Source organism: Streptomyces sp. NPDC088254 (assembly GCF_044740925.1).
In the GTDB taxonomy this organism is placed as follows: Bacteria; Actinomycetota; Actinomycetes; order Streptomycetales; family Streptomycetaceae; genus Streptomyces.
This window is the reverse complement of the sequence record NZ_JBIURQ010000003.1, coordinates 456,072-478,392: the sequence shown is the minus strand read 5'-3', so window position 1 is coordinate 478,392 and position 22,321 is coordinate 456,072. Positions and strand designations below refer to the sequence as shown.

At 69.7% G+C, this 22,321-nt stretch carries 18 protein-coding genes and 2 tRNA genes; 17 read left to right on the top strand and 3 right to left on the bottom strand.

From position 1 onward, the window contains the following. The first annotated feature begins 83 nt into the window (after nucleotides 1-83). Nucleotides 84-1,268: a PP2C family protein-serine/threonine phosphatase gene (locus tag ACIOC0_RS12640; RefSeq protein ID WP_402155017.1), complete on the top strand. Its 1,185-nt coding sequence runs from the start codon at nucleotides 84-86 to the stop codon at nucleotides 1,266-1,268. A gap of 40 nt (nucleotides 1,269-1,308) precedes the next feature. After that, the gene (locus ACIOC0_RS12635; RefSeq protein ID WP_402155016.1) at nucleotides 1,309-1,758 is read left to right on the top strand and encodes an HD domain-containing protein; all 450 of its coding nucleotides are present in this window, start codon (nucleotides 1,309-1,311) and stop codon (nucleotides 1,756-1,758) included. On the opposite strand, the gene ACIOC0_RS12630 is transcribed toward ACIOC0_RS12635, so the two are convergent. Continuing rightward, nucleotides 1,755-2,933 carry an acyltransferase family protein gene (locus tag ACIOC0_RS12630; protein WP_402155015.1) on the bottom strand — a complete coding sequence of 393 codons (1,179 nt, stop codon included), beginning with the start codon at nucleotides 2,931-2,933 and terminating at the stop codon, nucleotides 1,755-1,757. The genes ACIOC0_RS12635 and ACIOC0_RS12630 overlap by 4 nt on opposite strands. A 443-nt stretch (nucleotides 2,934-3,376) precedes the next feature. Here ACIOC0_RS12630 and ACIOC0_RS12625 point away from each other — a divergent pair, with 443 nt between their 5' ends. Continuing rightward, the gene (locus ACIOC0_RS12625; RefSeq protein WP_130436771.1) at nucleotides 3,377-3,571 is read left to right on the top strand and encodes a hypothetical protein; all 195 of its coding nucleotides are present in this window, start codon (nucleotides 3,377-3,379) and stop codon (nucleotides 3,569-3,571) included. 540 nt (nucleotides 3,572-4,111) lie between these two features. Here the strand turns inward: ACIOC0_RS12625 and ACIOC0_RS12620 are convergent. Further along, nucleotides 4,112-4,182: transfer RNA gene (locus ACIOC0_RS12620), tRNA-Gly, on the bottom strand. 152 nt (nucleotides 4,183-4,334) lie between these two features. Between ACIOC0_RS12620 and ACIOC0_RS12615 the strand changes: the two genes are divergently transcribed. The 5 genes from ACIOC0_RS12615 (at nucleotide 4,335) to clpX (ending at nucleotide 9,232) form a co-directional block, all read left to right on the top strand. Beyond that, nucleotides 4,335-4,411, top strand: a tRNA-Pro gene (locus ACIOC0_RS12615). A 199-nt stretch (nucleotides 4,412-4,610) separates the two neighbouring features. After that, nucleotides 4,611-5,990, top strand: coding sequence for a trigger factor (tig, locus tag ACIOC0_RS12610; protein ID WP_402155014.1), 1,380 nt, complete (start codon nucleotides 4,611-4,613; stop codon nucleotides 5,988-5,990). A gap of 425 nt (nucleotides 5,991-6,415) precedes the next feature. Beyond that, entirely contained in the window at nucleotides 6,416-7,021 is a 606-nt protein-coding gene (locus tag ACIOC0_RS12605) for an ATP-dependent Clp protease proteolytic subunit (protein ID WP_351091287.1), read from the top strand. Between the two features lie 67 nt (nucleotides 7,022-7,088). Beyond that, on the top strand, nucleotides 7,089-7,754 hold the full coding sequence (locus ACIOC0_RS12600; RefSeq protein WP_130436773.1) for an ATP-dependent Clp protease proteolytic subunit: 666 nt from the start codon (nucleotides 7,089-7,091) through the stop codon (nucleotides 7,752-7,754). A 191-nt stretch (nucleotides 7,755-7,945) separates the two neighbouring features. Further along, complete coding sequence (clpX, locus tag ACIOC0_RS12595; RefSeq protein ID WP_130436774.1) at nucleotides 7,946-9,232, top strand: ATP-dependent Clp protease ATP-binding subunit ClpX; 1,287 nt, start codon at nucleotides 7,946-7,948, stop codon at nucleotides 9,230-9,232. Nucleotides 9,233-9,318: 86 nt separating this feature from the next. Here clpX and ACIOC0_RS12590 read toward each other — a convergent pair whose 3' ends face one another. Further along, nucleotides 9,319-10,263: a hypothetical protein gene (locus ACIOC0_RS12590; RefSeq protein WP_402155013.1), complete on the bottom strand. Its 945-nt coding sequence runs from the start codon at nucleotides 10,261-10,263 to the stop codon at nucleotides 9,319-9,321. A gap of 136 nt (nucleotides 10,264-10,399) precedes the next feature. Between ACIOC0_RS12590 and ACIOC0_RS12585 the strand changes: the two genes are divergently transcribed. The 9 genes from ACIOC0_RS12585 to rodA all read left to right on the top strand — a co-directional run bounded on the left by ACIOC0_RS12585 (nucleotide 10,400) and on the right by rodA (nucleotide 22,273). Next, the gene (locus tag ACIOC0_RS12585) at nucleotides 10,400-13,030 is read left to right on the top strand and encodes a valine--tRNA ligase (RefSeq protein WP_402155012.1); all 2,631 of its coding nucleotides are present in this window, start codon (nucleotides 10,400-10,402) and stop codon (nucleotides 13,028-13,030) included. Nucleotides 13,031-13,133: 103 nt separating this feature from the next. Then, nucleotides 13,134-14,654, top strand: coding sequence for a bifunctional folylpolyglutamate synthase/dihydrofolate synthase (locus ACIOC0_RS12580; RefSeq protein WP_402155011.1), 1,521 nt, complete (start codon nucleotides 13,134-13,136; stop codon nucleotides 14,652-14,654). A 4-nt stretch (nucleotides 14,655-14,658) separates the two neighbouring features. Next, nucleotides 14,659-15,024, top strand: a complete 366-nt coding sequence (locus ACIOC0_RS12575) for a DUF4233 domain-containing protein (RefSeq protein WP_402155010.1) — start codon at nucleotides 14,659-14,661, stop codon at nucleotides 15,022-15,024. Nucleotides 15,025-15,088: 64 nt separating this feature from the next. Continuing rightward, nucleotides 15,089-15,502, top strand: coding sequence for a nucleoside-diphosphate kinase (ndk, locus tag ACIOC0_RS12570; protein ID WP_351091008.1), 414 nt, complete (start codon nucleotides 15,089-15,091; stop codon nucleotides 15,500-15,502). Between the two features lie 358 nt (nucleotides 15,503-15,860). Next, entirely contained in the window at nucleotides 15,861-16,880 is a 1,020-nt protein-coding gene (locus ACIOC0_RS12565) for a rod shape-determining protein (protein ID WP_402155009.1), read from the top strand. Nucleotides 16,881-17,043: 163 nt separating this feature from the next. Continuing rightward, nucleotides 17,044-17,985, top strand: coding sequence for a rod shape-determining protein MreC (gene mreC / locus ACIOC0_RS12560; protein ID WP_402155008.1), 942 nt, complete (start codon nucleotides 17,044-17,046; stop codon nucleotides 17,983-17,985). A gap of 13 nt (nucleotides 17,986-17,998) precedes the next feature. Continuing rightward, nucleotides 17,999-18,670, top strand: a complete 672-nt coding sequence (gene mreD, locus ACIOC0_RS12555) for a rod shape-determining protein MreD (protein ID WP_351091013.1) — start codon at nucleotides 17,999-18,001, stop codon at nucleotides 18,668-18,670. Between the two features lie 142 nt (nucleotides 18,671-18,812). Further along, nucleotides 18,813-21,077 (top strand): penicillin-binding protein 2, encoded by a 2,265-nt coding sequence (gene mrdA / locus ACIOC0_RS12550; protein ID WP_402155007.1) that lies wholly within the window; start codon nucleotides 18,813-18,815, stop codon nucleotides 21,075-21,077. Then, nucleotides 21,074-22,273: a rod shape-determining protein RodA gene (rodA, locus tag ACIOC0_RS12545; protein WP_402155006.1), complete on the top strand. Its 1,200-nt coding sequence runs from the start codon at nucleotides 21,074-21,076 to the stop codon at nucleotides 22,271-22,273. Before mrdA ends, rodA begins: the two co-directional genes overlap by 4 nt. Nucleotides 22,274-22,321: the final 48 nt, after the last annotated feature.

Here is a 22,321-nt window from a genome sequence, read left to right as displayed (position 1 = left end):
CACTGTGAAGTCGAAGCTCGGACGGGGGACAAGTGGGACCTCCCGTGCCAAGCGGCGGGTCGGATGGATAGGGTCCCGAATTAATGGCGGCAGGACGACAGCGGCGAGCGGAAGCCGAGACGTCTACGGCCCGGTTGAAGCACCTCGTGCACCGGGTCCGCACCGGCGTGCGCCGGAGCGCCGTCGACTACTTCCGCGGCGACGGCTCGGACTGGATCGCGCTGGCCGGACTGCTGCTCACCGTCCCGTTGATCGCCGCCACCACCCTCGCCAACTCCGTGTGGTGCTCGCCGGCCGCGCTCGTGCTGCCGATCGTCGCGGGCGGTCTCCTGCTGCGCCCCGCGAGCCTGTTGGGCCTGTACGCGGCGGCGGCCACGGCCCTCATCGTGGAGTCGGTGCAACTCGGCCCGTACACCGAGGGCCCCTCCCGGGTCACCCCGGGCGTCGTGCTCGTCGTCGCGGCCTGCGGTCTCTTCGGGCTGCTCATCGCCCAGTTCCGCAGCCGGGTCGGCGTGCCCTGGCGGCGCGGCGGCACCATGCTGTTCGACCTGCGTGAACGCATCCGCGTACAGAGCAAGTTGCCGACGCTGCCGAAGGGCTGGCACCGCGAGATGGCGCTGCGGCCCGCCGGCGGCCAGTCGTTCTCCGGCGACTTCGTCGTCGCCGCCCGCACCAACGGCGGCCGCACCATGGAGGTCGTCCTCACCGACGTCTCCGGCAAGGGCATGGACGCCGGCTCGCGCGCCCTGCTGCTGTCCGGCGCCTTCGGCGGCCTGCTCGGCTCGCTGCCCCCGCACGCCTTCCTGCCCGCCGCCAACGGCTATCTCCTGCGCCAGGACTGGGACGAGGGCTTCGCCACCTCCATCCACCTCGTCCTGGACCTCGACTCCGGCGACTACGAGCTGTACTCGGCCGGGCATCCGCCGGGCCTCCAGCTCAGCGCGGGCAGCGGCCGCTGGGAGGAGAAGGCGGCCGAGGGCCCGCTGCTCGGTGTCTACGAGGGCGCCCAGTTCGACCCGGTGAAGGGGATCCTGCGCCCCGGCGACGTGCTGATGCTGTTCACGGACGGCCTGGTGGAGACCTCCGACCGGGACATCGTCGAGGGCATCGACCGCCTCACCGGCGAGGCCGACCGCTATGTCGCCGGCGGCTTCCAGGGCGCCGCCTGGCATCTGATCGAGGCCGTCGCCAAAGACGTCAACGACGACCGCGCCCTGCTCCTGATCTGCCGCGAGGGCCCCACGGCCCAGACGTCACCGCTTCTCTAGTGCCGCCAGGGCCGGTGCCGACACGAGGGAGAGGTCCCGCATGCTCACACTGACCGAGGTCGAGGCGCTGGCCCGCGCCGCGCACGAGGGCCAGACCGACAAGGCGGGCCGCTCCTACGCCGAACACCTCCAGGCGGTCGCCGAGGGCGTACGGGACCGGGGCGGGGACGCCGACCAGATCGCCGCCGCCTGGCTGCACGACGCCGTCGAGGACGACGCCCTCTCCGAGACCTGGCTGCGCGAGGCCGCGCTCAGCGACCGTACGAAAGCGGTCGTGCTGGCCGTCACCAAGCGGGCCGGGGAGACACCCGAGGCGTACGCGGGGCGCGTCCTCGCCACCCCGGGCGCGCTGCTGGTGAAGGAGGCCGACCTGGCGCACAACGCGGACCCGGCCCGGCTGGCCGTCCTGGACGCCCCGACCAGGTCCCGGCTGACCGAGAAGTACGCGCACATGCGCGCGCTGCTCGGCCTCGCCGACGGCCAGCACTAGGCCGAGACGCGCTCGCGCCGCTGCTCCCCCGCACGCAGACGCTCGCGTTCCCGCTCCCGCTCCTGCGCACGCTCCCGCGCCTCACGGGCGGCGTCCCGACGGAACGCCCACTCCATCCTCGGCTCCACCACGCACCGGAACACCCGCCGGACCGGCTCGGTGCACAGCAGGGTGACGGCGGCGCCCACGGTCAGGCTGACGGCGATCACGCCGAGCGGGCCGGGCAGCCAGGCCGGCTCGAACAGCCCGGCGTAGATCGCGCTCTTGAGCAGGAACCCGTGCAGCAGATAGCCGTACAGGGTGCCCGCGCCGAGCGAGGTGAACCAGGTCGTGCGACCCGGAACCAGCGCGAGGAAGCAGGCGGTCAGCAGCAACGAACAGCCGAACATGGCGAGTTGCATGAGCGGGCCGACCCACCAGGGCGCGCCCATCTCCTGCGCGGAGTCACGGTGGTAGAACCAGGCGTGGTCCATCCGCGGCACCGCCCAGTAGGCGAAGGCCAGCGAGAGGGCGAACAGGGGCACGGCAGCGATCCGCGCCGGACGGCGGCGCACCAGCTGGAAGTGCTCGGGCCTCAGGCACAGCCCCAGCACGAAGAACGGCAGGAACTGCAGCAGGCGCTGGAGGTCGAGGTCGTCGCCGATGGCGGGGGAGAGCGACGCCAGCATGGCGACGGCGAGCGCGACCGGCAGCGGACGGCGGAGCAGGTTCCACACGGGGGTGGTCAGCCGCCAGACGAACAGCGCGCACAGGAACCACGTCAGGTAGTACGGGTCGAGGAGATTGAGCTCCTGGTCGGCGTTGCCGCCGGCGTAGCGCGCGAAGAGGGTGTAGCCGGCCTGGAACACGACGTACGGCACGGCGACGCCGGTGACCAGCCGCTTCAGCCGGTTCGGGCTCGCGTCGAAACGCCGGGAGAAGTAGCCGGAGATGACGATGAAGGCCGGCATGTGGAACGCGTACACCACGAGATACGCCGCCTGGAGCGGCCGGTCGCCGCCCTTGAGGGGTTCCCAGGAATGAGCCACCGCGACCAGCACGATCGCCAGGTACTTGGCGTTGTCGAAGAACGCGTCGCGCTGTTCGGGCCGTCTGTCCGGGGACTCCCGGCGCTGATCTTTCTCGCTCGGGGAAGAGCGCGGGCTCGGCACGAGAGACGAAGCGGCGTGGAACATCTGAGGCACCCTAGCGTTGTCCGCGGCGATACGTGAAACGCGTGAGTGTGTTTCACGTTATCCGAGCCCGGCTGCCCGCGAATTAGCCGAACTCGCTGCTCATATTGCTGTCTTGTGGGTCACAGAGCGCCCCGAATGTCATGAATCATCCAGGCCAAAAAGTGCATACCGCCGGTTGTGGGCTCCTCGTCACCCGCACTCCGGCCACAATTCGAATCCATTATGCAGCAGTTGTGAACGAACTGCGGGAACAGGCCCTCGAATTAAGGTGCGAGGCCCTTTTCGCATGCCCGGCGCGCGATACGTGAGGGACGGTCGACGTCGAGGATGCGTCACGGGCCGCATATAAGGGGCCTGTTGGTGGCACGATGGTCTCTGCGGGGTACGCGGGGTCGCGACCCCGGGCCGGCAGTGCGGAACCGACCGAGGGTGTGTGATCAGTTGTGGCCATCTCACTGTCAGTGGTGCTGCTGTTGGCGATCGTCCTGGTCGTCCTGATCCGGGGCGGCTCCATCAAGGCGGGCCCCGCCATCGTCGCGATCCTCTTCGGCTTCTTCCTCGCCTCGACCGGCATGGCCCCCTCGATCAACCGCTTCCTCAACTCCCTGGCGGAGACGATCAACCAGATCAGCTTCTGAACGGGGCGTCGGACCCCTTCCCGATCACGCCGGGCCCTCTTCACCTGGCGCACAGCCCGAGCCCGGTGGCGCCGCACCGCCGGTCGGGACCGGCACCGGGGCACACAGCGGCTGTGCGGGGTGGCTGCCACCGCGGTCGTAGCGTTGCGAGCAGCCGCTTGCGACGGCCCCTGCGGCGCAAAGCGGTGACGAGGGCGATGGCGGCGCCGATGCCGAGCATCGCGAGAGCGGCAGCCGGCAGCAGTCGGCCTCCGAGTGACGAAGCCTCCCGGCTCCCCGATGGCGTACTGGGACGGGCCCCCGGGGCAGGCGACCGTTCCAGGTCTCGTCGCGGGTGAGGAACACGTCGATCGCCGGTGTCCGCGGCGAGGGCTGCGTCCGGCGCAACCTGGATCATCCGTGCCGGCTCGCCCCTTCCTTCCGGCGTGACCGGCTGAGCCCAAGGCGCACGCGGGGGTGCGGGCGGACTGATCGGGGCCCCGGAACGCGATCAGGGCCAGGTGGAGGAATGATCCTCTGACCTGGCCCTGAGCCGTGCAGAGCGGGCGACGGGAATCGAACCCGCGTAGCTAGTTTGGAAGACTAGGGCTCTACCATTGAGCTACGCCCGCACAGGAGGCACCGCGGAGTGGCCGCGGCACTGCAGGCATCGTAGCGGGTCCGGTCGCCTTGTCGCACACCGTGGTCCTCCGGTCGCGTCGACGCTCGGTAAAGGCGGCGGTCGGGCGGGCCCGCGGGCATGTACCCTACGTGTCGCACCAGACGGGGTGTGGCGCAGCTTGGTAGCGCGTCCGCTTTGGGAGCGGAAGGCCGTGGGTTCAAATCCCGCCACCCCGACCACCTGCGCGAACCGCTTGCGCGATCCCGCCGTACGCCTGGCCGTTGATCGTCTTTTGGGCGGTCCCCCGGCTGCGGCTACTATGCAAACTGCGCGCCCGTGTGTCCCGAGCCCACTCGGCCTGAGAATCCCGGGCGACGAATCGCCGGACCTGTCTGGCTCCGGCGAAACCCAAGAAGTCAGCCACAAGGAGACCGAACCGTGAAGAGCGCCGTGGAGACCCTGAACCCGACCCGGGTTCGGCTCACTGTCGAGGTGCCCTTCGAGGAGCTCAAGGACAGCCTCGACGCGGCGTACAAGAAGATCAACCAGCAGGTCACGGTGAAGGGCTTCCGCAAGGGCAAGATCCCTGCCCGCGTCATCGACCAGCGGTTCGGCCGCGGTGCGGTCCTGGAGGAGGCCGTCAACGACGCGCTTCCGAAGTTCTACACCGAGGCGGTCAACGAGGCCGAGATCGACGTCCTCGGCCAGCCGGAGGTCGACATCACCGAGCTGAAGGACGGCGAGACGCTGAACTTCACCGCCGAGGTCGACATCCGCCCCTCCCTGGACCTCCCGGAGGACTTCTCCTCCATCGAGGTCGAGGTCGACGCCGTCGAGGTGACCGACGAAGACGTCGAGAAGTCCGTCGAGCAGCTCCGTGAGCGCTTCGCCTCCACCTCCCCGGTGGAGCGCGCCGCCGCGGACGGCGACGTGGTCACCGTCGATCTCGAGGCCAAGGTCGACGGCGAGGTGCTGGAGGACGGCGTCGCGAGCGGCGTCTCCTACACCATCGGCTCCGGCGAGCTCCTCGACGGCATCGACGAGGCCGTCAAGGGCCTGGAGGCCGGTGGCGAGACCACCTTCACCTCCGAGCTCAAGGGCGGCTCCGCGGCCGGCAAGGAGGCCGAGGTCACCGTCAAGGTCACCCAGGTCGCCGCGCGTGAACTCCCCGAGCTGGACGACGACTTCGCGCAGCTCGCCTCCGAGTTCGACACGCTCGACGAGATGAAGGCCGACAGCCGCAAGCGTCTCGCCGACATGAAGCAGTTCGACCAGGCCACCCAGGCCCAGGAGCGCGTCCTGGAGAAGCTCCTGGAGCTCGTCGAGGTGCCCGTCCCCGAGAAGCTGCTCGAGGACGAGGTCAACACCCGCAAGCACAACCTCGAGCACCACCAGCTCGGTCAGATGGGCCTGACCCTCGACAAGTACCTGGAGATCCAGGGCAAGACCGCCGAGGAGTTCGAGACCGAGACCCGCGAGGCCGCGGTCAAGGGCATCAAGACCCAGTTCGTCCTGGACGAGCTCGTCAAGCGCGAGAAGCTCAACGTCAACCAGGAGGAGCTCACCGAGCACCTCATGCGCCGTGCCGCCTCCTCCGGCATGTCCCCCGACCAGTTCGCCCAGGCGGTCGTCGAGGGCGGCCAGGTTCCGCTCCTGGTCGGCGAGGTCGCCCGCGGCAAGGCTCTGGCCCTGGTCGTCGAGTCCGCCACGGTGAAGGACACCAACGGCGAGGTCATCGACCTCGACGACGAGGACGAGGAGACCGAGGAGACCGCCTCCGCCGAGGCGGAGACCTCCGAGGACAAGAACGAGGCCTGAGCAGCCGAGCGTCACCGCTGACGTAGGCAGCACGAGGGGCTCCGGGGCAGACAGCTCCGGGGCCCCTTCGGCGTACGCCAGGGCAGACCACCCAGGGGCGCGGGGGCTGTGCCGACATGCGGCTCCGCCGCGCGGGCGCGACCAGCCCCGACGGCCCGCAGCCCGAAGACCACCAAAGGGCCCCCGCCGATCCGCACCGCTCCTCCTGCGGAGCTCTACGCCCCCGACGGAGCCCCCCGGCGGACCTCTACGCCCCCGGCGAACACTCACCTCTCCGGGATTCCCCGAAGGGACCCGCGCGTTAGGGTCCATGAATACGAGGGCAGGGGAGTCGCCGAACCGCCGGACGGCCCCACGCCCCGGCAGAACACGTGAGACGGCCCGGCGCCGTCGTAAGACGAGCAGGTGGATACGTGACGAATCTGATGCCCTCCGCCGCCAGCGAGCCTTCTTTCGGTGGCGGCCTCGGTGACCAGGTCTACAACCGGCTGCTCAACGAGCGAATCATCTTCCTCGGACAGCAGGTCGACGACGACATCGCCAACAAGATCACCGCACAGCTGCTGCTCCTGGCCGCGGATCCGACCAAGGACGTCTACCTGTACATCAACAGCCCCGGCGGCTCGGTGACGGCAGGCATGGCGATCTACGACACGATGCAGTACATCCCGAACGACGTGGTCACCATCGCCATGGGCATGGCCGCGTCCATGGGGCAGTTCCTGCTGACCGGCGGTGCGGCCGGCAAGCGCTTCGCGCTGCCCCACGCCGACATCATGATGCACCAGGGCTCCGCCGGCCTCGGCGGCACCGTCTCGGACATCAAGATCCAGGCCGAGTACCTGCTGCGGACCAAGAAGCGCATGTCGGAGCTGACCGCCCAGCACTCGGGCCAGACGGTCGAGGCGATCATCCGCGACGGCGACCGCGACCGCTGGTTCACCCCGCAGGAGGCCAAGGACTACGGCCTCATCGACGAGATCATCACGCATGCCTCCGGTGTTCCGGGAGGCGGCGGCACCGGAGCCTGACCGCCCCGGCCTCGCCCCGCACCGCCGAGACTTCAGCCCGTAACGCACCAGGATGGTGAACACGCACATGAGCAACTTCCCCGGCGCCGCCAGCGGCCAGTACGAAGGGCCCCGGCCCGACAGCCGCTACGTGGTCCCGCGCTTCGTCGAGCGCACCTCCCAGGGCATCCGCGAGTACGACCCGTACGCGAAGCTCTTCGAGGAGCGCGTGATCTTCCTCGGCGTCCAGATCGACGACGCCTCCGCCAACGACGTCATGGCGCAGCTGCTGTGCCTGGAGTCGATGGACCCCGACCGGGACATCTCGGTCTACATCAACAGCCCCGGCGGCGACATGACCGCCCTCACGGCCATCTACGACACGATGCAGTTCGTGAAGCCGGACATCCAGACCGTCTGCATGGGCCAGGCGGCCTCCGCCGCGGCGATCCTGCTCGCCGCCGGTACGCCCGGCAAGCGCATGGCCCTGCCGAACTCCCGCGTGCTGATCCACCAGCCGGCCGGCTCCACCGGCCGCGGGCAGCTCTCCGACCTGGAGATCATCGCCAAGGAGTTCACCCGGATGCGCGACCAGCTGGAAAACATGCTGGCCAAGCACTCCAACCAGCCGATCGAGAAGATCCGCGAGGACATCGAGCGCGACAAGATCCTCACGGCCGAGGAGGCGCTGGAGTACGGCCTGGTCGACCAGATCATCTCCACCCGGAAGATGAACAACAGCGAAGTACGCTGACGCGGGCGTGGTAACGTCCGCCGCCCCTTGGCGCGGTGTGTGACACGGTCCACGTGCGGTGGGTCGCAGTGAACCGTGCCAAGGGGGGCCCGAACGGGGGGCCCGGCAAGGTACCGTCGGACATAAGGCAGCACCAGGAGCCGCTGGACTCTTAGCGTCCAGTCGTCTCCCAGGCGAAGGGGAAGCACACCGTGGCACGCATCGGTGACGGCGGCGATCTGCTCAAGTGCTCGTTCTGCGGCAAGAGCCAGAAGCAGGTCAAGAAGCTCATCGCAGGGCCCGGTGTGTACATCTGCGACGAGTGCATCGATCTCTGCAACGAGATCATCGAGGAGGAACTCGCCGAGACGAGCGAGGTGCGCTGGGAGGAACTCCCCAAGCCCCGCGAGATCTACGAGTTCCTGGAGGGGTATGTCGTCGGCCAGGAGCCCGCGAAGAAGGCCCTCTCCGTCGCGGTGTACAACCACTACAAGCGGGTCCAGGCAGGCGAGAACGGCGGCGCCCAAGGCCGTGACGACGCCATCGAGTTGGCGAAGTCCAACATCCTCCTGCTGGGCCCCACGGGCTCCGGCAAGACCCTCCTCGCGCAGACCCTCGCGCGCATGCTGAACGTCCCGTTCGCGATCGCCGACGCCACCGCGCTCACCGAGGCGGGATACGTCGGCGAGGACGTCGAGAACATCCTGCTGAAGCTGATCCAGGCGGCCGACTACGACGTCAAGAAGGCCGAGACCGGGATCATCTACATCGACGAGATCGACAAGGTCGCGCGCAAGAGCGAGAACCCCTCCATCACGCGTGACGTGTCGGGCGAGGGCGTCCAGCAGGCCCTGCTGAAGATCCTCGAGGGCACCACGGCCTCGGTGCCGCCGCAGGGCGGCCGCAAGCACCCGCACCAGGAGTTCATCCAGATCGACACGACGAACGTCCTGTTCATCGTGGGCGGCGCCTTCGCGGGCCTGGAGAAGATCATCGAGACCCGGGCCGGCGCCAAGGGCATCGGCTTCGGCGCGACGATCCGTTCCAAGCGGGAGCTGGAGGCCAAGGACCAGTTCGAGGACGTCATGCCCGAGGACCTGGTCAAGTTCGGCATGATCCCCGAGTTCATCGGCCGCCTCCCCGTCATCACCTCGGTGCACAACCTGGACCGCGAGGCCCTGCTCCAGATCCTCATCGAGCCGCGCAACGCGCTGGTCAAGCAGTACCAGCGCCTCTTCGAACTCGACGGCGTGGAGCTGGACTTCGAGCGCGAGGCTCTCGAGGCCATCGCCGACCAGGCGATCCTCCGCCAGACCGGCGCGCGCGGCCTGCGCGCCATCATGGAGGAGGTCCTGATGTCGGTGATGTACGAGGTGCCCTCCCGCAAGGACGTGGCCCGCGTCGTCATCACCGCCGACGTCGTCCACTCCAACGTCAACCCCACCCTGATCCCGCGCGACGCCCGCGGCCGGGGCCCGGGGGAGCAGAAGACGGCGTAGCACCGCCGCCCCGCACCCGAACGAGGGCGCTCCGACCGCGTATTGCGGTGGGAGCGCCCTCGTCGTCGTGCGGGAAGGTGCGGAGGTCAGGCCTTGACGCGGACCTCGCCGCGGAACTTGGCCGTCAGCTCGGCCGCGCCGTTCAGGTCGGCGGCCTTGCCGCCCATCGCGTCCGCCAGGTCCATGCTGATGACGATGCCCAGCGTGCTGTGGTCGCCCCAGATGCACACCGGCATGCTGAGTTCGCTGGGCACGCCCTCCGCCTCGCCCCCGGAGCCGCTGGAGATCTTCGTCTCCTGGCACTTGAGGACCGCGCCCTTGAGCGCGGCCGGCTTGAACTCCTTGGGCGAGCCCACGAGCTCGCCCTCGTCGTCCTTGCCCGCCTCCTTCTTCATCTCGGCGAACATGCCGTCGACGACCGCCTCCGGGTCCGCGATGTCACCTGAAACGCCCATGAACTTGATCATCCGCTGGGAGAGCGGATTGCTCTTGTCGCCGGCTTCGTACTCGGCTTCCACGTCCTTGGCGTTCTTCACACCGTGCTTCTCGGCGTCTTTCAGGTCGTCCTCGCTGAAGGCGTCCTCGTCCGACTTGCCCGTCTTCTTGTAGTCGCTGAGCACGGTCGCCGGAGTGGTCAGCTTGTGCGGGCCGTCGTCGGCGATGTCCGAACCGCCGCCGTTGCCGAGGAGGAGCGTCACACCCACCGCTATCGCGGCCACGACCGCCACCGCGCCGATGGCGATCGCGGCCTTCTTCTTGCCGCCGCCGGCCGGCGGGGGCGGCTGCGGAACGCCGTACGGGGGCTGGCCGTAGGGCCCCTGGCCCATGGGCGCGGTGGGCGGCTGCTGGCCGTACGGGCCCGGCTGCTGCTGGGGGTAGCCGTAACCCGGCTGCGGGGTCTGGGGCTGCTGGGGGTAGCCATAGCCGGGCTGCGGGGCCTGCGGCGGCTGGCCGTACGGACCGGGCTGGCCGTACGGACCGGGCTGCTGAGGCTGCTGCCCGCCGTACGGGCCCGGCTGGTTGTAGCTCATTCCTGGGTTCCCCTCCAGATGCTTATGTAGTTCTCACATCCTGTCCCAAGCCGTGGGGGCCTTCGGCGGCGGGGCCCTCACCGTTACAGAACAAAGGCGTTTCGGGACTGCCCCGTGACACCCCTAAACTGAGCCCGTGACCGAGAACGCTCAGCAGCAGCCACCAGCGCCCAGCACCGAACTGCCGACCCAGTACGCGCCGGCCGAGGTAGAGGGGAAGCTGTACGAGCGCTGGGTGGAACGGGGTTACTTCGCCGCGGACGCCAAGAGCGACAAGCCCGCATACACCATCGTCATCCCGCCGCCGAACGTCACCGGCTCCCTGCACCTGGGCCACGCCTTCCAGCACACGCTGATGGACGCGCTGACCCGCCGTAAGCGGATGCAGGGTTACGAGTCGCTGTGGCTGCCCGGCATGGACCACGCCGGCATCGCGACCCAGAACAAGGTCGAGCAGCAGCTCGCCGAGGAGGGCAAGTCCCGCCACGACCTGGGCCGCGAGGAGTTCGTCGAGCGCGTCTGGCGGTGGAAGGAGGAGTACGGCGGCAAGATCCTCGGCCAGATGCGCCGTCTCGGCGACGGAGTCGACTGGGACCGCGAGCGGTTCACCATGGACGAGGGCCTGTCCAAGGCCGTCCTCACCATCTTCAAGCGGCTCTACGACGACGAGCTGATCTACCGCGCCGAGCGCATCATCAACTGGTGCCCGCGCTGCCTCACGGCCATCTCCGACATCGAGGTGGAGTACCAGGAGGACGCGGGTGAGCTGGTCTCCATCCGCTACGGCGAGGGCGAGGACAGCCTGGTCGTCGCGACCACGCGCGCGGAGACGATGCTCGGCGACACCGCCGTCGCCGTCCACCCCGACGACGAGCGCTACAAGCACCTGGTCGGCAAGCAGATCAAGCTCCCGCTGACCGACCGGACCATCCCCGTCGTCGCCGACGAGCACGTCGACCCCGAGTTCGGCACCGGCGCGGTCAAGGTGACCCCGGCCCACGACCCCAACGACTTCGCCATCGGTCAGCGCCACGGCCTGCCGGCGCTGACCGTCATGGACGAGCACGGCGTCATCACCGTCCACGGCCCCTTCATCGGCCTGGACCGCTTCGAGGCCCGCTCGGCGGTCGTCGGCGCGCTGAAGGCGCAGGGCCGCATCGTCGCCGAGAAGCGCCCGTACATGCACTCCGTGGGCCACTGCTCGCGCTGCAAGACCACCGTCGAGCCGCGTCTTTCCATGCAGTGGTGGGTCAAGGTCGGCCCGCTCGCCAAGGCCGCGGGCGACGCGGTCCGCGACGGCCGGGTCAAGATCCACCCCGAGGACATGTCGAAGCGCTACTTCGACTGGGTCGACAACATGCACGACTGGTGCATCTCGCGCCAGCTGTGGTGGGGCCACCGCATCCCGATCTGGTACGGCCCCGAAGGCGAGGTCGTCTGTGTCGGCCCCGACGAGGAGCCGCCGGGCACCGAGGCCGAGGGCTGGAAGCAGGACACCGACGTCCTGGACACCTGGTTCTCCTCCGGCCTGTGGCCGTTCTCCACGCTCGGCTGGCCCGAACAGACCGACGACCTGCGGAAGTTCTACCCGACCGACGTCCTGCTGACCGGCCACGACATCATCTTCTTCTGGGTCGCCCGGATGATGATGTTCGGTCTCTACGCCATGGACGGCGAGGTCCCCTTCCGCACGATCTCGCTGACCGGCCTGGTCCGCGACGAGCGCGGCAAGAAGATGTCGAAGTCCTTCGGCAACGTCGTCGACCCCCTCGACTGGATGGACAAGTACGGCTCCGACGCCGTCCGGTTCACCCTCGCCCGCGGCGCCAACCCCGGCACCGACGTGCCGATCGGCGAGGACTGGGTCCAGGCGTCCCGGAACTTCGCCAACAAGATCTGGAACGCGACGCGCTTCGCGCTGATGAACGGCGCGACGGTCGACGGGCCGCTGCCCGACCCGTCCGAGATGTCCTCGACGGACCGCTGGATCCTCTCCCGCCTCGGCAGGACGGTCGCCGCGGTCGACGCGTACTACGAGGACTACCAGTTCGCCAAGCTCTCCGACGCGCTCTACCACTTCGCGTGGGACGAGGTGTTCGACTGGTACGTCGAGCTGTCCAAGACCACGTTCCAGGGCGGCGGCGAGCCGGCGAAGGTCTCCGGACGCGTCCTCGGCGAGGTCCTCGACGTCACGCTCAAGCTGCTGCACCCGGTGGTCCCGTTCGTCACCGAGTCCCTGTGGACGACCCTGACCGGCGGCGAGTCGATCGTCGTCGCCCAGTGGCCGACCGACTCCGGCTTCCGCGACGCCGACGCCGAGCGTGAGATCGAGACGCTCCAGTCGGTCATCACCGAGGTCCGCCGCTTCCGCGCCGACCAGGGCCTCCAGCCCGGCCAGCGGGTCCCGGCCCGGCTGACCCTCGACGGCACCGCCCTGGCGCCGCACGAGGCCGCCATCCGCCAGCTGCTGCGCCTCCAGCCGGAGGGCGACGCCTTCGCGGCGACGGCGACCCTGCCCGTCGCGGGCGCCACGGTCGCCCTCGACCTGTCCGGCACGATCGACGTGGCGGCGGAGCGCAAGCGGCTGGCGAAGGACCTGGCCGCGGCGGAGAAGGAGAAGGCCCAGGCGAACGCCAAGCTCGGCAACGAGGCCTTCCTCGCCAAGGCGCCCGACCAGGTCGTGGACAAGATCCGCACCAGGCTGGCGAAGGCGGACGAGGACATCGCCCGGATCCAGGCCCAGCTGGAGCGCCTGCCCCAGGCGTGAGCGGCGCGTCAGCGGCCGAAGGCCCCCGGAGCAACCAGCAGTGTTCATCCAGCTCCGGGGGCCTTCGCCCATCTCTGTCACCGGCCGTCCGTAGACTGGCCCTGTGAGCGACGAAGACCCCGGCAACGGCCCCCATGACACGCCCGACTCCCTCGACGCCTTCGAAGAACTCGTCGCGGCCGAGACCGATCGCGACCCCGATCTCGCGGTGATCGAGGCCGGCAGCCGCACCCTGCGCACGCAGGGCGGCCCGCCCAGCTCCGACGTGCCCGCGCGCCCCGAGGACCCGGAGGTCGACAAGGCGCTGCGCGAGGTCGAGACGGAGCTGGCCACGCGGTGGGGCGAGACCAAGCTGGAGCCGTCCGTCGCCCGCATCGCCGCGCTGATGGACGTCCTGGGGGACCCGCAGCGCTCGTACCCCTCCCTGCACATCACGGGCACGAACGGCAAGACCTCCACCGCCCGCATGATCGAGGCCCTGCTCGGCGCGTTCGAGCTGCGCACCGGCCGGTACACCTCCCCGCACGTCCAGTCGATCACCGAGCGGATCAGCCTGGACGGCGCGCCGATCTCCGCCGAGCGGTTCGTCGAGACGTACCAGGACATCAAGCCGTACATCGAGATGGTCGACGCCCGGCAGGAGTACCGGCTGTCCTTCTTCGAGGTGCTCACCGGCATGGCGTACGCCGCTTTCGCCGACGCGCCCGTCGACGTCGCCGTCGTCGAGGTGGGCATGGGCGGCTCCTGGGACGCCACCAACGTGATCGACGGTGACGTGGCCGTCATCACCCCCATCGACCTGGACCACACCGACCGGCTCGGTGAGACGCCCGGCGCGATCGCCGGCGAGAAGGCCGGGATCGTCAAGCAGGACGCGACGGTCATCCTGGCCCAGCAGCCCGTCGACGCCGCCCAGGTGCTGTTGAAGAAGGCCGTCGAGGTGGACGCCACGGTCGCCCGCGAGGGCCTTGAGTTCGGGATCGTGTCCCGGCAGGTCGCCGTCGGCGGGCAGTTGCTCACCCTGCGCGGTCTCGGCGGCGAGTACCCCGAGGTGTACCTCCCGCTGCACGGCCCCTACCAGGCCCACAACGCGGCCGTCGCGCTCGCCGCCGTCGAGGCGTTCTTCGGCGTGGGCGCCCAGCGGCCCGAGCCGCTGGACATCGACACCGTCCGCAAGGCGTTCGCCGCGGTGTCCTCGCCGGGCCGCCTGGAGGTCGTGCGCCGGTCGCCGACCGTCGTGCTGGACGCCGCCCACAACCCGGCCGGCGCCCGGGCCACCGCCGAGGCGATCGGCGAGGCGTTCGACTTCAGCCGGCTGATCGGCGTCGTCGGCGCGAGCGGCGACAAGAACGTGCGCGGACTCCTGGAGGCCTTCGAGCCGATTTTCGCGGAGATCGTCGTCACGCAGAACTCCAGCCACCGCGCGATGGACGCGGACGAGCTCGCCGCGATCGCCGTCGAGGTGTTCGGCGAGGACCGCGTCCAGGTCGAGCCCCGGCTGCCGGACGCCCTGGAGGCGGCGATCACGCTCGCCGAGGAGGAGGGCGAGTTCGCCGGCGGCGGCGTCCTGGTCACCGGATCCGTCATCACCGTCGGGGAAGCCCGGCTGCTGCTGAAGGGCTGAGTCCATGCGCACGCTCTGTTCCTCGACCCTGATCGGCGAGTTCTTCATCATCGGCTTCGCCGGCCTGGTCGCCATGAAAGACCCCGACCTGTCCATGTCCACGGTGTGGACGGTGTGCGGCGTCGCCATGCTGCTCAGCGTGCTGCTGTGCGCCATGGTGACCCGGCCCGGGGGAGTGGCCCTGGGCTGGGCCCTCCAGGTCGCCCTGGTCGCCGCCGGCTTCGTCGTGCCGATGATGTTCGTGCTGGGCGTCCTCTTCGGCGCCCTGTGGTGGGCGTCGGTGCACTACGGCCGCAAGATCGACGAGGCGAAGGCCCGCTTCGCGGCGCAGGCGGACGCCCCGTCCCCGGACGCTGCTGACGCTGTGTGACGGGCGCGCGGACACGCCCTGTAACCTCATCCCACCGCACACCGGCAGTAGAAGGAGTCCTCCCGTGAGCCAGCGCACCCTCGTCCTGCTCAAGCCCGACGCCGTCCGTCGAGGCCTGACCGGCGAGATCATCAGCCGCATCGAGCGCAAGGCCGGCTGGCGGATCACCGCGCTGGAGCTGCGCACGCTGGACCAGGACACGCTGGAGCAGCACTACGGCGAGCACAAGGGCAAGCCCTTCTACGAGCCGCTCGTGGAGTTCATGTCGTCCGGGCCGGTCGTCGCGCTGATCGTGGAGGGCGAGCGGGTCATCGAGGGCGTGCGCGCGCTCGCCGGCCCCACCGACCCGATCGCCGCCGCGCCCGGCTCCATCCGCGGCGACTACGGCGTCATCGTCCGCGAGAACCTGATCCACGCCTCCGACTCCGAGGAGTCCGCCGAGCGCGAGGTGAAGATCTTCTTCCCGGGCCGGGCCTGAGCGACCCCGGGAGACGGGCGGCGGGGCCGCGCCGGCGCGGCGGGTCCCGCCTCCCGCGAAGGTTTCGCGGATTTTTCTGATGGGCCGTTACCCCGACCGTCCGTCTGACCTGGCACGGCCGTGTCCTTTTCGGCCGTCCCTCGGCATATGCGTGGCGATCGAGGGAACGGATGCCCCCTATGGACCGTCTCCACAAGCGAGGCGCTCCGGCATCTGCTGACAATGGCGAAGACCCTCGCGCAGTGTCCGTGCAGGCGCGTCTACGATGGAAGCCTTCACGTCACAGCACCCACCTCGCCGACCTGAGAAGCCCTCAAAAGCTCATGGGAAGGCCTGTCGAATCCTGATGGGGAACTCAATGTCGTTCATCGGCCGTGACATGGCTGTCGACCTCGGGACCGCCAACACGCTGGTGTACGTCAGGGGTCGCGGGATCGTACTCAACGAGCCGTCCGTCGTCGCGATCAACACCAACACCGGTGGCATCCTCGCGGTCGGGGCCGAAGCCAAGAAGATGATCGGCCGCACGCCCGGCAACATCGTCGCCGTGCGTCCGCTGAAGGACGGCGTGATCGCCGACTTCGAGATCACCGAGCGGATGCTCCGCTACTTCATCCTGAAGATCCACAAGCGGCGCTACCTCGCCCGCCCGCGGGTCGTCGTCTGTGTGCCCTCGGGCATCACCGGCGTCGAGCGCCGCGCCGTCATCGAGGCGTCGACGCAGGCCGGCGCGCGCCAGGTGCACATCATCGAGGAGCCCATGGCCGCGGCCATCGGCTCGGGTCTGCCGGTCCACGAGGCCACCGGCAACATGGTGGTGGACATCGGCGGCGGCACCACGGAGGTCGCGGTCATCTCGCTCGGCGGCATCGTCACCGCCCAGTCCATCCGCGTCGCGGGCGACGAACTGGACAACGCGATCATCCAGCACATCAAGAAGGAGTACTCCCTCCTCCTCGGTGAGCGGACGGCCGAACAGATCAAGATCACGATCGGTTCGGCGTACGACCTCGACGCCGACGAACACACCGAGATCCGCGGCCGGGACCTGGTCTCCGGGCTGCCGAAGACCGTCGTCATCTCCGCCACGGAGGTGCGCAAGGCGATCGAGGAACCGGTCAACGCCATCGTCGACGCGGTCAAGACCACCCTCGACAAGTGCCCGCCGGAGCTGTCCGGCGACATCATGGACCGCGGCATCGTCCTCACCGGCGGCGGAGCCCTGCTGCGCGGCCTCGACGAGCGGCTGCGGCGCGAGACCGGCATGCCGATCCACATCGCCGAGGACCCGCTGGACAGCGTGGCGCTCGGATCCGGCAAGTGCGTCGAGGAGTTCGAGGCGCTCCAGCAGGTCCTGGACGCGGCGCCGCGCAGATGACGTAACGCTTCGATTCCGCCGTACGAGACGATCTCTCCTCGTGCGGCGGATCGTTGCAATAGAGGCATAAGCTCCCACAAAGCGCCCCTTGGCCGCACAGGCCGGGGGCCACCCGAATTCCCGCAGAGGAAATTCCTACAGAGGAAGGGCACGGCCGCCGCACGTGAGGGACACACGAGAGAGCCGGCTGCTCCTGGTGCTGCTGGTCGCCGTCGCGTTCGCGCTGATCACGGTGGACATCCGCGGCGGGGAGGACTCCCCGGTCGACGGTGCCCGACGGGCCGCGGCCGCGGCCTTCGGCCCCATCGAGGACGGCGTGTCCTCGGCGGTCGACCCGGTCGGCAACGCCGTCTCCGCGGTCCGCGACTCCGGTGAGCGCCACGACCGGCTCGCGGAGCTGGAGCAGCGCAACGCGGCTCTCGAGGCGAAACTCGGCAGCGACGACCGCAACCGCAGCCGGCTGACGCAGCTCGACAAGATGCTGAAGCTCGCCGGCGCCGGCCAGTACGGGATCAAGGGCGCCCAGGTCATCGCGATAGGAGCGGCGCAGGGCTTCTCCTGGACCGTCACCATCGACATCGGCGCCGCCGACGGCGTCAAGCGCGACATGACCGTCCTCAACGCCGACGGCCTCGTCGGCCGGGTGACGACCGTCGGCCCGAACACCGCGACCGTGCTCCTCGCCAACGACCCCGACTTCACGGTCGGCACGCGCATGGAGGCCGGCGACGAACTCGGCTTCGCCTCCGGGCAGGGCGACCGGCCGCTGCGCGTCGAACTCCTCAACGGCAAGGCGGAGGTGAAGGCGGGCGACCGGCTCGTCACCTTCGGCTCCCAGGCGGACCGGCCGTTCGTGCCGGGCGTCCCCGTCGGCGTGGTCTCCCGCGTCGACCCCTCGGGCGGCGACCTCACCCGCACGCTCTACGTCACGCCGTACGTCAGCTTCACCAAGCTGGACATCGTCGGAGTCGTCGTCGAGGCCCCGAAGAAGGACCCGCGTGACACGGTGCTCCCCGCCAAGCCCAAGCCGGTCCCCACGCCGACGGTGACCGTCACGGTCACCCCGAACGCGAACGCACCCGCCGACGGCCAGGACCAGCAGTAGGAGCTGACAACGAATGCGCGTCAACCGGATCCTGCTCTCCGTGCCCCTGGTGATCGTCGCCCTGGTCGTCCAGGTGAGCGTCCTCGCCCGCCTCCACCTCCCGGGCGCCGTGCCCGACCTGCTGCTGCTGACCGTGCTGGGGCTCGCCCTGGTCTACGGCCATGTCGGCGGCGCTCTCATCGGCTTCGGCGCGGGACTGCTCGCCGACCTCGCGCCGCCCGCCGACCACGCCGCCGGGCGCTACGCCCTGGTGCTGTGCGTGATCGGCTATCTCGCCGGGCTCGTCAAACCGGAGAACGGCCAGGTCAAGTCGGCCACCGGGCCGATGGTGGTGGTCGTGGCCGCCGCGGTCGGCTCCACCCTGCTGTACGCGGGCGTCGGCGCCCTCGTCGGCGACACCGCGGCCCGCGGCGTCGGCCTGACCGGCCTGCTGTTCTCTGCGGCTCTGTACGACCTGCTGCTCGCCCCGTTCGTGGTGCCGGGCGTGATGTTCCTGGCCCGGCGCACGGAGAACGACCCGCTCGCCGAGACCACCTCCGGCGGCAAGGCCGCCGACATCTCCTCCGGCTGGCACTCCTCCGGGACGGGCCTGAGGGTCGGGGGACAGCGCGGCGGACTGCGGATGAGGGCGGCCCGGGCCCGGGTGGCGCGGGCCGGGCGCATCAAGGGGGTCAAGCGGTTGTGAGCGGTGGCGAGTTCACCCGGACGGGGGACGGCCCCGGCGGAACGGGGCGGAGCGCGCCGGACGTTCATCATTCGTACGCGGCGACATCCGCATCCGCACAGAGAGACGCACGTCAGCGCACCGAGAGGGGGAGGCAGCCGCAGTGACCAACATTCCCGAGACCGGGCGGACGCCACGGGTCCAGATCCGGCTCGTCGTGATCCAGATCCTCGTCCTCTCCCTGCTCGGCACCCTCGGCGGCCGGCTGTGGTACCTCCAGATCAGGGAGGGCGCCGCCTACGCCAAGGAGGCCTCCGGCAACCACGTCCAGCAGGTCGTCGAGCCCGCCGTGCGCGGCTCCATCCTGGACGCGCGGGGCGTGCCCCTCGCCGACAACGAGACCCGCCTCGTCGTCTCCGCCTCCCGCACCGACCTGCTGAAGCAGAAGGACGACGGCAAGGCCGTCCTGACCAAGCTCGCAGGCGTCCTCGGCATGAGCGCCGAGGAGGTCACCCAGAAGGTCCGGCTGTGCGACGCGCAGACGCCCCAGCCCTGCTGGAACGGCTCGCCGTACCAGCCGATCCCGATCACCGACGAGGCCACGGCCAAGCAGGCCCTGCAGATCCGCGAGCGCGCCGAGGACTTCCCCGGCATCACCGCCGAGCCGGAGGCCGTGCGCCGCTACCCGGCCCCCGGCGCCGCCAACACCGCCCAGGTGCTCGGGTACCTCTCGCCGGTCACCGACGAGGAGATCACCAAGGCCCAGGACACCGACTCGCCCTACCTGCGCTCAGACCAGGTGGGCCGCAGCGGCCTGGAGCGCCAGTACGACAAGCAACTGCGCGGCAAGGCCGGCGTCACCCGCTACGAGGTCGACAACCTCGGCCGGGTCATCGGCCAGGCCGAGGCCGACGCGGCGCAGCCCGGCTCCAACCTCGTCACCAGCGTCGACGCCCGGGTGCAGCGGGTCGCCGAGTTCGAGCTCAACGAGGCGATGAAGGCCGCCCGCAAGGAGTGGGACCGCAACACCAACGAGCGCTACAAGGCCGACTCCGGCGCGGTCGTGGTCATGGAGGCCAAGACCGGCCGCATCGTCGCCATGGCGTCCAACCCGACCTACGACCCGAACGCCTGGGTGGGCGGCATCTCCGCCAAGGACTACAAGCGGCTCACCGGCAAGTCCTCGAACTACCCGCTGCTCAACAGGGCCATACAGGGTCAGGCAGCCCCCGGCTCGGTGTTCAAGGTGGTCTCCACGGCCGCCGCGGTCCAGGCCGGCTACCCCTTCGACGGCCGCTACAACTGCTCCAGTTCGTACTCGGTCGGCGGCCAGGTCTTCAAGAACTTCGAGTCCCAGAACCACGGCCCGATCAGCCTCGGCCGCGCGCTGGAGGTCTCCTGCGACACCGTCTACTACGGGCTGGCGCACCGCGAGTGGCAGAAGGACGGCGGCATCGACCCGAAGAAGAAGCCCAAGGACTTCTTCTACAAGACGGCCCACCAGTTCGGCCTCGGCGCGGAGACCGGGATCGACCTGCCCAACGAGGTCAGCGGCCGCGTCCCCGACCGCGAGTGGAAGCAGGCGTACTGGGACGCCAACAAGAGCGCCTGGTGCAAGACGGGGAAGAAGGACGGCAGTTACGTCGAGAAGATCGCGTACGAGAACTGCCTCGAAGGCAACAAGATGCGCGCCGGTGACGAGATCAACTACTCCATCGGCCAGGGCGACACCCTGGTGACGCCCCTTCAGATGGCCACCATCTACGCGGCCATCTCCAACGGCGGCACGCTCTACGACCCGACGGTCGGCAAGGCCGTCATCAGCGCCGACGGCAAGAGCGTCAAGGAGATCAAGCCGAAGTCGCACGGCAAGCTGCCCGTCAGCAAGCAGACGCTGGCGCAGATGGACGAGGCCCTCGCCGGCGTCGCCACCCGCGGCACCGCCGCCTGGCGCTTCGGCGGATGGCCGCAGGACAAGATCCAGATGCACGCCAAGACGGGCACCGCCGAGGTCTACGGCAAGCAGACGACGTCGTGGTTCGCCACGTACACCAAGGACTACGCGATCGTGATGACGATCTCCCAGGGCGGTACGGGTTCCGGGGCCTCCGGCCCGGCCGTGCGCAACATATACGACGCGCTGTACGGCATCTCCGACGACGGCACGATCACCCCGAAGAACGCGCTGCTGCCCACCCCGCAGAAGGGCCTGCCCACGATCAAGACGGACGGCACCATCGCGGCCCCGAAGATCTCCAAGGACCCGGCGAAGGAGCAGCAGGCCTTCCAGAAGGCCCCCGAGGAGGGCGCGGCTGCGGCCGGCGGTTCGCAGCCGGCGGCGACGGTGGCCTCGCCCGAGGCCAACCGTGACACCCGGCGACGACGGCGCGGTCCGCGCGGGCGGGGAAGCCGGAGGGTGAGCTCATGACCGGCGCGAACGGGTTCTCCGTCTCCGGGTACGGGCCGCAGCGGGCCGGCTGGACGCGGTTGTTCGCCCGCGACTCGGTCGCCCGGCGTCTGGACTGGCCGATCCTGCTGTCGGCCACGGCCCTGTCGCTGATCGGCTCGGTGCTGGTGTACTCGGCGACGCGCAACCGCACCGAGATCAACCAGGGCGACCCGTACTACTTCCTGATCCGGCATGTGATGAACACCGGGATCGGACTCGCCCTGATGGTCGGGACGGTCTGGCTCGGCCACCGCGCCCTGCGCAACGCGGTGCCGGTCCTCTACGGGCTGTCGGTGCTGTTGATCCTGCTGGTGCTCACCCCGCTGGGCTCCACGGTCAACGGAGCGCACTCCTGGATCGTGCTGGGCGGCGGCTTCTCGCTCCAGCCCTCGGAGTTCGTGAAGATCACGATCATCCTGGGCATGGCGATGCTGCTGGCGGCGCGGGTAGACGCCGGTGACAAGCCCCACCCCGACCATCGCACGGTCCTTCAGGCACTGGGTCTCGCCGCGGTGCCGATGATGATCGTGATGCTCATGCCCGACCTCGGATCGGTCATGGTCATGGTCATCATCGTGCTGGGGGTGCTGCTGGCCTCGGGCGCATCCAACCGCTGGGTCTTCGGCCTGATCACCGCGGGTGCGGCCGGCGCGATCGCCGTCTGGCAGCTGCACATCCTCGACGAGTACCAGATCGCCCGCTTCGCGGCCTTCGCCAACCCCAGCCTCGACCCGGCGGGCGTCGGCTACAACACCAACCAGGCCCGGATCGCGATCGGTTCGGGCGGACTGACCGGAGCGGGACTCTTCCAGGGCTCGCAGACGACGGGTCAGTTCGTGCCCGAACAGCAGACGGACTTCGTGTTCACGGTCGCCGGTGAGGAGCTCGGCTTCGTCGGCGGCAGCCTGATCATCGTCCTGCTCGGCGTCGTCCTGTGGCGCGCCTGCCGCATCGCCCGGGAGACGACCGAGCTGTACGGCACGATCGTCGCCGCCGGGATCGTCGCCTGGTTCGCCTTCCAGGCGTTCGAGAACATCGGCATGACGCTGGGCATCATGCCGGTCACCGGACTCCCGCTGCCGTTCGTGTCGTACGGCGGATCGTCGATGTTCGCGGTGTGGGTGGCGGTGGGGCTGCTGCAGTCGATCAGAGTGCAGCGGCCCATGTCGGCGTGATTCCCGGGCGGTCCGAGGGCCGCCGGGGGCGCGTTACGCTTGATGGTC

What these genes read in the sequence shown, in the direction of transcription:
- rodA (WP_402155006.1), top strand. Translation starts at nt 21,074, where the DNA reads ATGACCGGCGCGAACGGGTTCTCCGTCTCCGGGTACGGGCCGCAGCGG.
- ACIOC0_RS12600 (WP_130436773.1), top strand. Translation starts at nt 7,089, where the DNA reads ATGAGCAACTTCCCCGGCGCCGCCAGCGGCCAGTACGAAGGGCCCCGG.
- mreD (WP_351091013.1), top strand. Translation starts at nt 17,999, where the DNA reads ATGCGCGTCAACCGGATCCTGCTCTCCGTGCCCCTGGTGATCGTCGCC.
- ACIOC0_RS12630 (WP_402155015.1), bottom strand. Translation starts at nt 2,933, where the DNA reads ATGTTCCACGCCGCTTCGTCTCTCGTGCCGAGCCCGCGCTCTTCCCCG.
- ACIOC0_RS12635 (WP_402155016.1), top strand. Translation starts at nt 1,309, where the DNA reads ATGCTCACACTGACCGAGGTCGAGGCGCTGGCCCGCGCCGCGCACGAG.
- ACIOC0_RS12640 (WP_402155017.1), top strand. Translation starts at nt 84, where the DNA reads ATGGCGGCAGGACGACAGCGGCGAGCGGAAGCCGAGACGTCTACGGCC.
- ACIOC0_RS12590 (WP_402155013.1), bottom strand. Translation starts at nt 10,263, where the DNA reads ATGAGCTACAACCAGCCGGGCCCGTACGGCGGGCAGCAGCCTCAGCAG.
- ACIOC0_RS12605 (WP_351091287.1), top strand. Translation starts at nt 6,416, where the DNA reads ATGCCCTCCGCCGCCAGCGAGCCTTCTTTCGGTGGCGGCCTCGGTGAC.
- ACIOC0_RS12565 (WP_402155009.1), top strand. Translation starts at nt 15,861, where the DNA reads ATGTCGTTCATCGGCCGTGACATGGCTGTCGACCTCGGGACCGCCAAC.
- ACIOC0_RS12575 (WP_402155010.1), top strand. Translation starts at nt 14,659, where the DNA reads ATGCGCACGCTCTGTTCCTCGACCCTGATCGGCGAGTTCTTCATCATC.